The following is a 14,038-nucleotide window of genomic DNA, read 5'->3' on the forward strand; positions in this document are numbered from 1 at the left end:
GGAGCCGCCGTCGCGCCGCACAGCTGGCCGGACGGCGTGACCTCTTTGGCCGACCATGTGCAAGGGCCCGAACAGTTGGCCGCCCGATTGGCATACTGTGGCGTGACCAGCCGTGATCGCATCGCCGATCTGGCCCGTAGCCTGCCGCGCGGTGCCCGTCTGGTGACCAGAGAAGGCGACCTTTACCGCTGGGACGGGTTCATCAGCCGCGCCGAGGCCCCGCGCCCCGCCGCTGTGCGACTGGCCCAGCGCACCCGACTGTCGGAACTGGAAGCCGAGAGTGACGCGGGCAAGCCTGCTCTAGAGGCCGCTCAAGCCGCCTTGCGCGCCGCCACCGACGCCTTCCGCACCGCCGAGGAAAGCGTCAAACAGGCCCGTACCCGCCCCTTCGGTCTGGACAAGGCCGTGACCAGCGCGCGCGACCGTCTGGAGCATCTGCGCCGCGAGCAAACCCGCAAGGAAGCCCGCGCCCAGTCGCTGGACGAAACCGTCGCCCGTCTGGAAGCCGAAACCGCCGAGGCGCAAGAGGCCTATGACGCCGCCCAGTCGGTTGAGGCACCGTCCGAAACCATCGCCACCCTTCGCGGCGAACTGAACGCGGCCCGCGCGGCCGCCGACACTGCCCGTCAGGCCTCCCAGAACGCCCGTTCACGCCGCGACGAAGAAGCCCGCGACCGCCAGCAGCGCGAACAGCGCCTTGGCAGTCTGACGCGCGCGCATGAAAGCTGGCTGGGACGCTCAAAGGAATCCACCAGCCGTATCAAAACGCTGGAAAAGGATGCCGAAAAGGCCGCCGCTCAACTGAAAAAGGCCGAGGAAGCGCCGCAAGGTTTTGCCGAGCAGCGCTCCAAGCTGATGGATACGCTGGTCGCCGCCGAGACCCGTAAAAAGGCCGCGACCGACGCCCTGCAACAAGTCGAGTTCGAGGCCACCGAGGCCGACCGGGCCGCCCGTGCCGCTGAAAGTGCAGCGGGCCAAGCACGTGAGGCGCGCGCTGCACTGCATGCCCGTTCCGAAGCCGCAGACGAGCGCCTGACCGACGCCGACCGCACCCTGCGCGAGACGGCCCAGATGACACCCGAAGAACTGGGCCGCAAACTACAGGAAGACGCCATCGCCCGCCCGCCGGACACCCAGGGCGCGGAGAACCTGTTGTTCGCTCTTGAGCGCGAGCGCGAGTCCATGGGCGCAGTAAACCTGCGCGCCGAGGAAGAGGCCGCCGAATACGACGACCGCCTCGGGGCGATGAAGACCGAGCGCATCGACTTGACGCAGGCCATCGCCAAACTGCGCGACGGCATCGATGAGTTGAACGCCGAGGGTCGCGAGCGCCTGCTGGCGGCGTTCGAAGTCATCAACGAGAATTTCAAAGCCCTGTTCGAAGCCCTGTTCGGCGGCGGTCAGGCCGAGCTGAAACTGGTGGAAAGCGATGATCCGCTGGAAGCCGGTCTGGAGATCTATGCCTGCCCGCCCGGTAAACGCCTGTCGGTGATGAGCCTGATGTCAGGCGGCGAACAGGCGCTGACGGCGGCGGCGCTGATCTTTGGCGTCTTCCTCGCCAACCCCGCCCCCGTCTGTGTGCTGGACGAGGTGGATGCGCCGCTGGACGACGCCAACGTCGACCGCTTCTGCAAAATGCTGAACGAAATGCGCAACCGCACCGACACGCGCTTTATCTGCATCACCCACAATCCGGTGACCATGAGCCGGATGGACCGTCTTTACGGCGTGACCATGCCCGAGCGCGGCATGAGCCAGCTGGTCAGCGTGGACCTGAAACAGGCCGAAAACATTATTGCCGCTTGAGCAGGTCCCTGAGCGCAGGTTTCAGAAGGAACCACGGCTCGACCAGATAGCGTGACGCCAGACGTTTGGGGTCATGGCACAGGCGATAGAGCCATTCGATGCCCCACTCCCCCATCCAGCGCGGCGCGGGCTTTTGCATACCGACCTCATAGTCGAACGCCGCCCCCACCGGCATGACCACGCACGGCGGCAGGTCACGATAGTTCTGGGCAATCCAGACTTCCTGACGCGGCATGCCCATGCCCACCATCAGGATGTCGGGCGCGAAACGGCGGATGGCCGACAGCACCGACTGGTTTTCCTCGCCCTCGGCCTCGATATCAAAATAGCCGTCGCGACCGCCAAAGCGCACATCCGGATAGGCCATTTCCATCATGCGGATGGCCCCTGTAGCCACGCCCGGCTCGCCCCCCAGATAATACACACGCAGGCCATAACGCTGTGCCATGGCCCAGAACTGTTCTCGCCAGTCCAGATAGGTGGAGCGGTGCTCCGGTCCCGCAGGCTTTCCCGTCAGCTGCGCAAACTTGATCAGCGGCATGGAGTCGATCTGCACCAGATCGGCCATCGCATACAGATCGGCCATATCGGGGTGGCGCTCGACCAGATAAAGGCTGTGCAGATTGTGGTTGGCCACTATGGCGCGACGACGCCCGCGGGCAGCGAACTGGATCCAGTCCAGCACCTGCGCGCCGGTCATCAGGTCCATCGGCTGGCCCATGATGGTCACACGGGTGTGCGACGCGCCCGAAGTCGTGTTTTGTATGGCCGCGTCGGCGATGGCATCTGTGCTGGTCATCTACGGCCACAATAGATAACAGCGATTAACGATGGGTTCTCTGATGGTGACAAAAGTTCGCGCGGGCGCATTGTTTCTGGCTGCCCTGACGGCGACGGCCACGCCCGCCTTTGCCCAAGCCAACGGCCTGCGTTTGCAGCTGACCGGCCAGGGGCGTTTTACCTATTTTGCTGATCTGGACAGCGTGCGCCCGCACGCGGACGGGCGCGCCAGCCTGCGCGCGCTGCAACTGAATGACGAGCCGATGCAGCTCGGTGACAAGCGCTATCTGGGCGGCTGGTCATTGTGGGCGTTTGACTGCGACAACCGCTCGGCACAGCGGCTGGATTTTCAATCCCTGACCGATGACGGGCAACTGGGGCCGGCCACGCCAACGCGTACAGCGCCCTATCCCCTGGCGGCGGGCGGCGATGCCGCCGAACTGGCCGCCGTGGCCTGTCGCGAAACGGAGACGCGCGTCGATGCCCGGTCTCTCGCCGAAGCCATCGCCTTGGCCGCCGACAACGACTAGATTTCGCCCTCGCCCAGATAATGCCCGCGCGTCGATTTCGGTGCCGGCTCTATCTGGGCCAGATCGACACGATCACGCGGCAAGGCCTCGGGGCATTCGTCGCGCATAAAGGCCAGCATTTTTTCACGGATTTCGCACTTCAGATCGAAAGCCTCGGTGGCATTGCGTGCGCTGGCCAAGCAGCGGATTTTCGCAGTGCGCTCGGTAATATCGAACACCACCAGACTGACAGTATCGCCGTCCCAGTGAATGGATTGGTGGACGACTTCTTCCAGCTTGGCACGCAGACGGTCGATGGGGGCCTCATAGTCCACCCACAGGAAGGCCGGTGCCAAGAGGCGGGTATCCATCCGCGTCCAGTTTTCGAACGGCTTCTGAATGAAATAGGTCAGCGGCAACACGATACGCCGCCAGTCCCATAGTTTCACCACCACATAGGTGGACGTAATCTCCTCGACCCGCCCCCACTCACCCTCGACAACGACGGCGTCGTCAATGCGGATAGGCTGGGCCGTGGCGATCTGGATGCCGGCGATCAGATTAGCCAAAAACGGCTGCAGCGCCAGGCCGGCGACGATACCGACCACACCCGCCGAAGCCAGCAGCGACAGCCCCCACTGGCGCACGCCCGGAATGGTCAGCAGCGCCAGTCCGAGGAAAACCAGCAGGATCAGAACCTGTAGGACGCGGCGCAGAATACGGGTCTGGGTAACCCTTTTGCGGGCGTGGGTGTTGGCGTCGTCCTCGGTGTCATAGCGTTTCAGCTGAACCTGAGCACCCGCGTCAACCAGCGTCGCCAAGGACCAACCCAGCCCCAGCAGGAAAGCCACCAGCAGCACCCGCCGTGCGACGATCGACATTTCCACCGACAACGGCGAAACCGTCACCGCCAAGGCCATGGCGAATATCATCACCAGCAGGCCCAGTTGCAGGCGCGCGCGCTCCAGCGCGCGCTGCCAGAAGCGGTCGCGTTTACGCGCGATAAAGCGCAGCGCCGCAAACACAACATAGTTGGCCAGCCACCCCGCAAAGGTGAAGGCCACCACGATGATGCTAATGACAGCCCATTTGGGCAGCCAGTTAAACTGCCGCCACAGGCTGAAGACAGTATTGGTCAGGTCGATCACGAACTGGGGCATGGAGCCAGACTAAACGTCTTCGGCTCCTGCCCCAAGAGGCGTGTTGGAGTGACGGTCTGTGAACCGGCGTTAGCGCGCGGCCGCGGTCGCCTCGACCAGATCGGCCAGACGCTCTGCGGCATCGGGAATGGCTACCGAACGGGCCGCCGCCGACATGGCCGACAAGGTCTCCGGATTCGCCAGCACCTCGCCCAGCACCTGCGTCAGGGCCTGCGCGCTAAAATCGTCCTCGGCGATCGTACGCGCGGCACCGGCATCGACCAGTACCTTGGCATTCAGGGTCTGGTGATCGTCAGTCGCGATCTTGAGCGGGATCAGCACCGACGGCATGGCGGCTACGGCCAGTTCCGAACAGGTGCCAGCGCCCGAGCGACCGATCACCAGATGGGCGCGGTTCAGTCGGTTGGCCATATCGTCAAAGAACTGTTCGACCTCGGCCTCGATACCGGCCTCCTGATAGGTCTTGCGGGCTGCGGCCAGATTTTCAAAGCGGGCCTGCTGCGAGACACGCAAACGTTTGCGCAGTTCTTCCGGCAGGGCAGCCAGCGCCTTGGGCGTCTCTTCGGACAGGATGCGGGCCCCTTGGCTGCCGCCCGTCACCACCACATGGATCGGATCCTTGGCCTTGGGGGCCTTATAGGCGCGGTCGTACAGAGCGCGGATATCCGGTCGCACGGGGTTACCGACGACCTGTACATCATCGGCCACCGATTTGGGCGCACGGCCCAGAATGGAAAAGGCCGACGCCACCGTATCCACGCTAGCGGCGATGAAGCGGTTGGTCTTGCCCAGTACGGCATTCTGTTCGTGGATAACGGTGGGACGGCGGGTTGCCACAGCCGCCACCAGCGCGGGCGCGGACGGATAGCCGCCAAAGCCCACCACGACATCGGCCCCCAGCTGGTTGAACGCGGTCGACGCCTGACCGACACCCTTGATGATGGCAGTCCCTGCCTTGATCATCCCCACCACGCCTGAGCCTGTGGCGGCTTCCAGCGGCACGATCATCTCGGCGGGAAACTTCTGGGCATAGTTCTGGCCGCGCTTGTCGGTGGCCAGAATGATGCGCCAACCGCGCGCCTTCATCACCATGGCCAGCGCCTCGGCGGCGAACATGTGGCCACCGGTGCCGCCAGCGGCAATCACACAGACGCGGGATGATGCAGTCATAATCTCAGGCTCTCGGCTTCTATTGAGACAGGCTTTACAGCTTAAGGCAGGATACGGCCACGCACACCGATATTGGTGCCCGGCTCATAGGCCCCCGGCACACGGCGCGTCAAAGACAGGGCAAACCCCATGGTCAGGCCCATGGCCACCATGGACGAGCCGCCATAGGAAATGAACGGCAGGGTCATGCCCTTGGTCGGGATCAGGCTGAGGTTCACCGCCACATTGATGCAGGCCTGAAGGCCGATCAGGATGAACAGGCCCGCCGCCGCCGTCTGGGCGAACGGATTGGCCAACTTCATCGCCTTCTTCATGCCGCGCAGGACGATGAAGGCATAAAGGCCGATAATGATCAGCGACAGAACCAGACCGTACTCCTCGGCCCCCACCGAATAGATGAAGTCGGTATGCAGGTCGGGCACATGGCGTTTCATCACGCCCTCGCCGATTCCGCGACCGACAAGGCCACCGGCGCGGATGGCCTCGGACGCACGGTCGATCTGGTGGGTGTCGGCGGTTTCGGGCGAGAAGAAGCGGTTCAGGCGGTCACGCATGTGGCCAAAGCTGAAATACAGCCCCGCCGCCGCGACCGGCAGCAAGGCTGCCACGCCCAAGATCCACTTCACCGGCATGCCCGCCATAAAGAAGACAGCGGCAAAGGTGGTGGTGATCAGCAGGGTCTGGCCGATGTCCGGCTGGATCAGCAGCAGCAGCACGACAAAGAACCAGGTGAAGACGGCCAGCGTCACACCCGGCACGCCCTGCCCCTTGCCGGATTCCGAGAACATCCACGCCGCAAAAACGATCAGCCCGGGCTTGGCAAACTCGGACGGCTGCAGGCTGAACGGGCCCAGATTGATCCAGCGCGCCGCGCCCTTCACTTCGGACCCGATGAACGGCAGCAGCAGCATGGCAATGATGGCGCAGCCCAGCGTCAGCACCGCCAGACGCCGCACGCCCTTCATAGACAGCAAACTGGAGGCCAGCATGGCCACGCAGCCCGCGCCGGAGAAGATGATCATCCGCCACGCATAGTGGAACGGGTCGGTCAGCGATTCATCCGCATTGATCGCCGCCGGACTGGAGGCGAAGCTGAGCATGACGCCAATGGCCATCAGCACCAGCGCCGCGATCAGCAGCGGGCGGTCTACCGTCCAGAACCAGTTGGCCAGCAGACTGCGGTCGCTGCGCGAAAAGGGGTGGGCGTAGGACGAACTCATACGGCGGCCTCCGCGACGGCTCCGAGGGCAAGCACAGCGGCGCGGAACGCCTCTCCCCGCACCTCGAAATCGGGAAATTGGTCAAAGCTGGCACAGGCGGGTGACAACAGCACCACCTGATCACCCCCCGCAGCCGCCGCATCCTCGGCGGCCATCTGCACAGCGCGATCCATGGTGTTTGCCACCACATGGGGCACAGCACCAAGCGTCACCGCGAAAGCCTCTGCGGCCTCGCCGATCAGATAGGCCTTGGCGATGTGGCCGAACAACGGGCGCAGGGGCTCGATGCCGCCATCCTTGGCCTTTCCGCCCGCGATCCAGAAGACCTTGGGATAGGAGGCCAGCGCCTGATAGGCGGCGTCGGCATTGGTGCCTTTGGAGTCGTTGATGAAGCGCACATCGCCCGTCTGGCCGACGATGTGGCCTACCGCCTCCATGCGGTGCGCTAGTCCGGGGAAGGTCTTTAACCCGTTCTGCGCCTGCTCGTGGCTGAGGCCCAGCGCCAGTGCGGTGGCATAGGCGAAGGCTGCGTTCTGGGCATTATGACGCCCCGGCAGTGAGCGCGCTTCGGTCAGGTCAATACGCGCATCATCCGCCAGCAGCAGGCCCGGTGCCGCGCGCCAGCCCTGCACGGGCAGATCGCCTTCATGGCGGGCCGTGGCGATGCGGGTCACGGTCTCGCCCTTGGCTTCCAGCGCGTCGGCCAGACCGCGCCCCCAGTCCTCATCGACACCGATCAGGGCGCTGGCATTAGGCGACTGTGCCTGAAAGATGCGGGACTTGGCCTTCACATAGCCTTCCATCCCGCCGTGACGGTCGAGGTGGTCGGGGCTGATGTTGGTCAGGATGGCTACATCGGGCGCAAACCGCGTGGTCAGGTCCAGCTGATAGCTGGACACCTCGATCACATAGACCGCATCGGGCGTCGGCTGCGGCAGGGCCAAAACGCCGATGCCGATATTGCCGCCCATGTGCACCTTTAGCCCTGCCTGTTTCAGCACAAAGGCGATCAGGGCCGTGGTGGTGGATTTGCCATTGGTGCCGGTGATGGCCACCACGCGCGGGCGCTGGCCTTGCGGCAAGGCGTCCAATGCGCGGGCAAACAGTTCGATGTCGCCGATGACGGGGATACCCGCCTCATGCGCTTTTTCGACAGTCCAGTGCGGCTTGGGATGGGTCAGGGGCGCGCCCGGTGACAGGACCAGCGCGTCAAAACGGGTCCAGTCGGCAACCGTCAGGTCCTCGACGTTGAAGCCCTCGGCCTCGGCCTGCATCCGGCCCGAGACGCCGTCATCCCACAAAACCGGCTGTGCCCCGCCCGCCTGTAGCGCGCGGGCAGCCGTGATCCCCGATCGGCCGAGGCCGAAAACCGCAACGCGTCTGCCTTCAAAGCCGGGGACGGGGATCATAAGATTAACGCAGTTTGAGGGTCGCCAGACCGGCCAAAGCCAGCATGGCGGCCACGATCCAGAAGCGGATCACGACCGTCGATTCCGGCCAGCCCATTTTTTCAAAGTGGTGGTGGATCGGGGCCATCAGGAAGATGCGCTTGCCGGTCAGCTTATAATAGCCGACCTGAATCATGACCGAGGCGGCCTCGACCACGAACAGGCCGCCGACGATGCCCAGCACCAGTTCGTGCTTGGTCGCCACGGCCATCGAACCCAGAGCGCCGCCCAGAGCCAGCGAGCCGGTGTCACCCATGAAGATTTTGGCAGGCGGAGCGTTGTACCACAGGAAGCCCATGCCGCCGCCGATGATGGCTGCACAGAAGATGGCCAGCTCGCCTGCGCCGGGTACGTGGTGCACGGCCAGATAGTCGGCAAACAGGAAGTTACCGGTCAGATAGGCGATGATGCCAAAGGCACCCGCCGCCATCATCACCGGCACAATGGCCAGACCATCCAGACCGTCGGTCAGGTTCACAGCATTGGAGAAGCCGACGATGGTGAAGGCCGCAAAGGCCACATAGAACCAGCCGATATTCAGCAGCACTGCCTTCAGGAACGGGAAGGCAATCGAGGTTTCCAGCCCTGGCGACGTCGGCGACTGGGTCATCCATAGAACGGTCAGAACCCCTGCAATCACAGCCACCACAGTCTGTGCGGCCAGCTTTTGCTTGGAGGTCAGACCGGCCGACGACTGCTTGGTCACCTTGGCATAATCATCGACAAAGCCCAGCACGCCGAAAGCTGCCGTCACGCCGGACACGATCCAGATATACGGATTGGTCAGGTCGCCCCACAGCAGCACCGCCACGGCGATACCGGCCAAAATCATCAGCCCGCCCATGGTCGGGGTGCCGACCTTGGAGAGGTGGGTCACGGGGCCGTCGTCACGGATCGGCTGACCCTTGCCCTGACGCGCGCGCATCCAGTTGATGAAGCGGCTGCCCATGGCCACGGCCACGATCATGGCGGTCGCCATCGCCAGAGCCACACGGACAGTCTGATACTGGATCAGGTGCAGCAGCGGATAGTCCTGAGCGACATCCGCATAATACAGATACAGGAGATAAAACATCGGACGGTGTTCCTGTTACTCAGCCGTGCTGTTCAGCTCTGCGAGGGCCTTGGCAACCAGAGCAGCTTTGGAGCCGTTCGATCCCTTGACCATGACGATATCTTCGGGTGCCACCAGTTGCCCCGCAATGGAGGCAAGCTCGGCAGCCGTTTCGCGCCATTCGCCGCGCAAGCGGGGCGGCAGAATGTCGTAAAGCTGGCGCATCTGCGGCCCGGCAAGGTGAACCAGATCAATCCTGTTGAGAACCAGTGGTTCAACCAGCCCTTCGTGCAAGGCACGGCTGTGTTCACCTAGTTCCAGCATGTCGGACAGCACGACGACGCGGCGTCCCTGCCCGTGCACCGGATGCTGGCCAAGGCTGGTAAAACCCGCCTTCATCGACAGCGGATTGGCGTTGTAGCTCTCGTCGATCAGGGTAAAATGACCGCCCTTATGCGCCACCGTGGTCTGCTGGCCACGACCTGCCAGAGGGGCAAAATCGGCCAGCGCCTCGAACGCGGTCTGCAAATCCACATCCAGCGCCCGCAGCATCAGAATGACGCAAAGGCTGTTCAGCCCCCAATGCACGCCCGACTGGGCCAGACGAAAGGCATGGCGCTCGCCCTCGATCTCGGCCACCACGGTTGCGCCTTCAGGATCGGCATCGAAGGACAGCAGGCGTGCATCGGCGTCTTCACCAGTGCCGAAAACCTTGAGGGTCGCACCGGCGTCGCGGGCAGCCTGTTTGACGATGTCGGCATACTCGTTGTCGCCGTTGATGACGGCCACACCACCGGGCACCAGACCCGAAAAGATCGCGCCCTTTTCGCGGGCCACACCGGCCTCGCCGTCTTCAAAGGCTTCGATGTGGACGGGGCCGACCGTGGTCACACAGGCGGCGTGCGGACGCACCTGCCGGGACAGCGGACCGATCTCGCCCGGATGGTTCATGCCGATCTCGAACACGGCCCGTTCGGTATCGGCCGGCATGCGCGATAGGGTCAGCGGCACACCGATGTGGTTGTTATAGCTCTTGATCGAGGCGTGGGACTTACCCGCCAGATCAAGCCCCGCCTTGATGGCCTGCGTCACGCTGGTCTTGCCGACGCTGCCGGTCACCGCGCCGCGTTTGGCATTGGAACGATCACGCGAGGCCGCGCCGAGAGCTTCCAGCCCTTTCAGCGTATCGGGCACGACCACATAGGCCCCGCCCTCGACCGGATGCTCCACCAGAGCCACGGCGGCACCGGCGTCAAAGGCACCTTGGGCAAACGCGTGCCCGTCGCGTGCGCCTTTCAGCGCGAGAAACAGGTCACCGGCTTGGATTTCGCGGCTGTTATAGGTCAGGCCACCGACGGGAGCGTCGGGACCTACAAGCGTGCCGCCAACAGCCGTCGCAATCGCTTCGGCAGTCCATAGCGGCGTTTTCAAATCAGGCATTTTCAGTCAGGGCCAGGGTCGCTTCAGTGGCGTCGTCGAAGGGGTGTACGACTCCGCCGACGATTTGTCCCTGTTCATGCCCCTTTCCGGCGATAACCACCACATCTCCTTCGCGCATCATACCAATGGCGTAGCGGATGGCTTCGCGGCGGTCGCCGATTTCCTTGGCGTCAGGGCAACCCTGTTTCACCTGAGAGCGAATGAAGGCAGCGTCTTCGGTGCGGGGGTTGTCGTCGGTGACAATGGCCACATCGGCCAGACGACCGGCAATCTCGCCCATCAGCGGACGTTTGGTGCGATCGCGATCGCCACCGGCACCGAAAACCACGATCAGACGGCCCGTCGCGTGCGGACGAAGCGCGCTGAGCACCGTCTCCAGACCATCGGGCGTATGGGCATAGTCCACATAGACCTCGCCGCCATGGGCCGACGGGGCCTGAATGCGTTGCAGACGGCCTTGCGCGCCCTGAATCATTTCCAGTGCCGGAATAACCTGATCGACATCTTCGCCACCGGCGATGCACAGGCCCGCAGCGACCAGAGCGTTCGACGCCTGGAATGCGCCCGCCAGCGGCAGCAGGATGTCATGCAGACGGCCATGCACGTCGATCACCAGACGCTGTCCTTCCGGCGTCGGGCGGCGCTGGATCAGGGTCAGGTCGCGACCACGCTCGCCGACGCCCATCACGCCAAGACCGGCCATGATCGAGGCCGAGGCAAAGGCCGAATAGGCATCGCTGTCAGCGTTCAAAACCGCAGTGCGGCCGCGCGGCAGCAAGGTCTCGAACAGGCGCAGCTTGGCAGCGCGGTACTCTTCCATCGACTGGTGATAGTCGAGGTGATCCTGCGTCAGATTGGTAAAGCCCGCTGCCTTGATGGCCACGCCGTCGATGCGGCGCTGGTCCAGACCGTGCGAGGACGCCTCGAGCGCGAGGTGGGTCACGTCCTTGCGGGCCAGTTCAGCCAGCAGGCGGGCAGCCTCGGCAGCGTCGGGGCTGGTCAGGCCGGGGCCGGTCAGGGCGTAGGTCTTTTCGCCCTTTTGGCCGACGACGCCCAGCGTGCCCATGCTGGCGGACTTATAGCCCATGGCCGCCCAGATCTGGCGGCAGAAGTTGGCCACCGAGGTCTTGCCATTGGTGCCAGTGACGGCGACGCAGTTCTTGGGCTGTGCCCCGTAAAAGGCGCGCGCGGCGATGGCGTAGGCGCGGTGCACATCACCCGAGCCGATCAGAAGTGGTGCCGCATCCGAAGGCGTGTCCGCCGGAGCCAGCACAGCCGCAGCCCCTTGCGACAGGGCTTGGGAAATGAACTCGCGACCATCCGCACGTGTGCCCGGCAGGGCCACGAACAGCGAACCCGGCTGCACCTTGCGGCTGTCGGACGTCACCGAGGTAATCTCGGGATCGGACGACAGGTCACGCTTCAGCAATTCTGACAGACGATGCGCGCTCATTGAGCATTGCCTTCAAGCACTTGGGGTTCGGGAATGCGTTCGCCGGTCGCGGTGAACCAGCGGTCGTCCTTGCGTTCCACACCAAGGAAGCCCGCAATACGGTCGGCGATACGGCCCACAGCCGGTGCGGCCACAAAGCCACCCGTGCGCGGATACTGGCCCGGCTCGTCGATCAGGACGAAGACGGTGTAGCGTTTGGCATCCAGCGGGCCATCGGTCGGGAACACACCGGCGAACGAGCCGACCGCCACAGTCGGGTCATAGCGACCATTCACCAGCTTGTTGGCCGAGCCGGTCTTGCCGCCGACGCGCAGGCCCGCCGCATTGGCGCGACTACCCGAGCCACGGGCCACGTTACGGCGCATCAGCTCCAGCATGGTGGCCGAGGTTTCCGGCGACACCACCTGATGGCTGACCGCATCCGGATTGCCGCCACGACGCAGAGACGGGGCCACATAACGCCCCCCGTTGGTCAGGGCACCATAGGCCGCCACCATCTGCATCGGCGTGGCCATGACGCCATAGCCGAACGATAGCGAAGCCAAAGTCGAGTCATCCCATTTGCGGATGCGCGACGGGCGGGCCGACTCCTTCAGTTCGATCGGGGCTGCATCCAGCAGGCCAAACCGCTGGAAATATTCGCGCATTACATCGCCGCCCATTTCCACGGCCAGACGCGAGGTGCCGATGTTGGACGAGTTCAGATAGACCTCCTCCAGCGTCATGACCTTGTTCTTGGCGTGGAAGTCGGTGATGCGACGGTTGCCGATCTGGAACGCCTGCGAGGCATCGAACAGGGTGTTGATGTCGGCGCGGCCCGTATCCAGACCCGCAGCGACCGTGAAGCTCTTGAAGATCGAGCCCATCTCATAGTGGGCCGAGGTCACGCGGTTCAGGGTGGCGTTGTTGGCCGAGGTGATCGGCTGGTTCGGATCATAGGTCGGCCATGAGGCCATGCCCAGAATCTCGCCGGTCTGCACATCGGCGACCACAGCGATACCGCCCTTGGCATTGGCGGCCAGCGCAGCGGCTGCCAGCTCGTTTTCCACCACGCCCTGAACGCGCAGGTCGATGGAGATCGGGAAGCTGCCGCCATTGGCACCGGCTGCGCGGATTTCGTCGTTGAAAGCCAGCTCCACACCGGCCACGCCCTCGCCGCCCGTATCGGCACGACCGATCAGGTGGGCCGCAGAGGTGCCCAGCGGATAGACGCGGCGGTCTTCCGGCTCGAACGTGACGCCACCCAGCGCCAGACCATGCACGGCAGCACGCTCCTGCGGGGTCAGGCCGCTGAGGACGATCAGGCGACGCTCGCCCGACAGAACGCGATCCAGCTTGCGGGCCGGAATGCGCGGCAGGGCGTCCAGCAGTTGGCGGCGGGCCAGATCCTTGTCCCACACTTCGCGCGGGTCGATGTACAGGCCGTAGTGGGTGATGTTGGACGCCATCAGCATGCCGTTGCGATCCACCAGATCACCACGGGTGAGCAGCGGACGGCTGGAGATCGCACCTGTGCGGGCCACATCGTTCAGCAGCGCACGGTGGGCTGCGCCGATGATCAGGCCCGCGAACACCAGACTGAAGATGACCATGACCACGAAGATGCGCAGGCGCGGGTCTTCTTGGGCGCGACCGGTGGCGCGCGACTGGCCATAGGCGTTTTCAACGTCCCAGATGAAGTTGCCGACGCGGGCACCGATCTTGGACAGAACCCCGTTGAGCGGCGGCGTCGGGATGCCCGGAGCCGGACGCCCCCAACCCATATCGCGATGATCGTGCACGCTCATTGGTCTTGCCCCTCTGCAACAGCGGGTACAGTCGGTGCAGACGGCGCAGCAGCCGCCTCGGCGGGTTCGGCAGGTTTATGGGCCGCGGCCAGTTCCGGCAGGGCGTCCAGTTCGGTCTGTTTGGTCACCTCGACCGGCGCGAGGCCTGCCTGTGCGGCCAGGGCTTCCAGACGGGCGGGCTGCTCCAGCCGCGTGGCCTCGGCGCGCAGCA

The 14,038-nt window shown here is 64.3% G+C and carries 10 protein-coding genes and 2 pseudogenes; 2 read left to right on the forward strand and 10 right to left on the reverse strand.

Going from position 1 to position 14,038, the window contains the following annotated elements; translation table 11 throughout:
- A pseudogene (locus B3B04_RS00005) lies at positions 1-1,806 on the forward strand (chromosome segregation protein SMC); the annotation flags it as partial.
- Here the strand turns inward: B3B04_RS00005 and B3B04_RS00010 are convergent.
- Positions 1,793-2,605, reverse strand: a complete 813-nt coding sequence (locus B3B04_RS00010; protein WP_292038460.1) for a WecB/TagA/CpsF family glycosyltransferase — start codon at positions 2,603-2,605, stop codon at positions 1,793-1,795. The pseudogene B3B04_RS00005 and the gene B3B04_RS00010 sit on opposite strands and share 14 nt — an antisense overlap.
- Positions 2,606-2,648: 43 nt before the next feature.
- On the opposite strand from B3B04_RS00010, the gene B3B04_RS00015 reads away from it, so the two are divergent.
- Positions 2,649-3,116, forward strand: a complete 468-nt coding sequence (locus B3B04_RS00015; protein ID WP_292038461.1) for a surface-adhesin E family protein — start codon at positions 2,649-2,651, stop codon at positions 3,114-3,116.
- Here the strand turns inward: B3B04_RS00015 and B3B04_RS00020 are convergent.
- From B3B04_RS00020 to B3B04_RS00060, 9 genes and pseudogenes are all read right to left on the reverse strand, one after another.
- Positions 3,113-4,255, reverse strand: coding sequence for a mechanosensitive ion channel family protein (locus tag B3B04_RS00020; protein WP_292038463.1), 1,143 nt, complete (start codon positions 4,253-4,255; stop codon positions 3,113-3,115). The genes B3B04_RS00015 and B3B04_RS00020 overlap by 4 nt on opposite strands.
- A 69-nt stretch (positions 4,256-4,324) precedes the next feature.
- The gene (murG, locus tag B3B04_RS00025; RefSeq protein WP_292038464.1) at positions 4,325-5,425 is read right to left on the reverse strand and encodes an undecaprenyldiphospho-muramoylpentapeptide beta-N-acetylglucosaminyltransferase; all 1,101 of its coding nucleotides are present in this window, start codon (positions 5,423-5,425) and stop codon (positions 4,325-4,327) included.
- A 41-nt stretch (positions 5,426-5,466) separates the two neighbouring features.
- A complete protein-coding gene (locus B3B04_RS00030) occupies positions 5,467-6,645 on the reverse strand; it encodes an FtsW/RodA/SpoVE family cell cycle protein (protein WP_292038466.1) in 1,179 nt (392 codons plus the stop codon).
- Positions 6,642-8,054 carry a UDP-N-acetylmuramoyl-L-alanine--D-glutamate ligase gene (gene murD / locus B3B04_RS00035; RefSeq protein ID WP_292038468.1) on the reverse strand — a complete coding sequence of 471 codons (1,413 nt, stop codon included), beginning with the start codon at positions 8,052-8,054 and terminating at the stop codon, positions 6,642-6,644. Before murD ends, B3B04_RS00030 begins: the two co-directional genes overlap by 4 nt.
- A gap of 4 nt (positions 8,055-8,058) precedes the next feature.
- The gene (gene mraY / locus B3B04_RS00040) at positions 8,059-9,168 is read right to left on the reverse strand and encodes a phospho-N-acetylmuramoyl-pentapeptide-transferase (protein WP_292038469.1); all 1,110 of its coding nucleotides are present in this window, start codon (positions 9,166-9,168) and stop codon (positions 8,059-8,061) included.
- Between the two features lie 15 nt (positions 9,169-9,183).
- Positions 9,184-10,587, reverse strand: a complete 1,404-nt coding sequence (locus B3B04_RS00045) for a UDP-N-acetylmuramoyl-tripeptide--D-alanyl-D-alanine ligase (protein ID WP_292038471.1) — start codon at positions 10,585-10,587, stop codon at positions 9,184-9,186.
- A complete protein-coding gene (locus B3B04_RS00050) occupies positions 10,580-12,040 on the reverse strand; it encodes a UDP-N-acetylmuramoyl-L-alanyl-D-glutamate--2,6-diaminopimelate ligase (protein WP_292038473.1) in 1,461 nt (486 codons plus the stop codon). The genes B3B04_RS00045 and B3B04_RS00050 overlap by 8 nt, the downstream gene beginning before the upstream one ends.
- Positions 12,037-13,827, reverse strand: coding sequence for a peptidoglycan D,D-transpeptidase FtsI family protein (locus B3B04_RS00055; protein WP_292038475.1), 1,791 nt, complete (start codon positions 13,825-13,827; stop codon positions 12,037-12,039). The genes B3B04_RS00050 and B3B04_RS00055 overlap by 4 nt, the downstream gene beginning before the upstream one ends.
- Positions 13,824-14,038 (reverse strand): annotated as a pseudogene (locus B3B04_RS00060) (cell division protein); the annotation flags it as partial. The pseudogene B3B04_RS00060 and the gene B3B04_RS00055, both read right to left, overlap by 4 nt.

The organism is Brevundimonas sp. UBA5713, assembly GCF_002419815.1.
GTDB lineage: Bacteria > Pseudomonadota > Alphaproteobacteria > Caulobacterales > Caulobacteraceae > Brevundimonas.

Excerpts from the sequence above, each read along its gene's own strand:
- B3B04_RS00010 (WP_292038460.1), bottom strand. The coding sequence starts at position 2,605 with ATGACCAGCACAGATGCCATCGCCGACGCGGCCATACAAAACACGACT.
- B3B04_RS00015 (WP_292038461.1), top strand. The coding sequence starts at position 2,649 with ATGGTGACAAAAGTTCGCGCGGGCGCATTGTTTCTGGCTGCCCTGACG.
- B3B04_RS00020 (WP_292038463.1), bottom strand. The coding sequence starts at position 4,255 with ATGCCCCAGTTCGTGATCGACCTGACCAATACTGTCTTCAGCCTGTGG.
- murG (WP_292038464.1), bottom strand. The coding sequence starts at position 5,425 with ATGACTGCATCATCCCGCGTCTGTGTGATTGCCGCTGGCGGCACCGGT.
- B3B04_RS00030 (WP_292038466.1), bottom strand. The coding sequence starts at position 6,645 with ATGAGTTCGTCCTACGCCCACCCCTTTTCGCGCAGCGACCGCAGTCTG.
- murD (WP_292038468.1), bottom strand. The coding sequence starts at position 8,054 with ATGATCCCCGTCCCCGGCTTTGAAGGCAGACGCGTTGCGGTTTTCGGC.
- mraY (WP_292038469.1), bottom strand. The coding sequence starts at position 9,168 with ATGTTTTATCTCCTGTATCTGTATTATGCGGATGTCGCTCAGGACTAT.
- B3B04_RS00045 (WP_292038471.1), bottom strand. The coding sequence starts at position 10,587 with ATGCCTGATTTGAAAACGCCGCTATGGACTGCCGAAGCGATTGCGACG.
- B3B04_RS00050 (WP_292038473.1), bottom strand. The coding sequence starts at position 12,040 with ATGAGCGCGCATCGTCTGTCAGAATTGCTGAAGCGTGACCTGTCGTCC.
- B3B04_RS00055 (WP_292038475.1), bottom strand. The coding sequence starts at position 13,827 with ATGAGCGTGCACGATCATCGCGATATGGGTTGGGGGCGTCCGGCTCCG.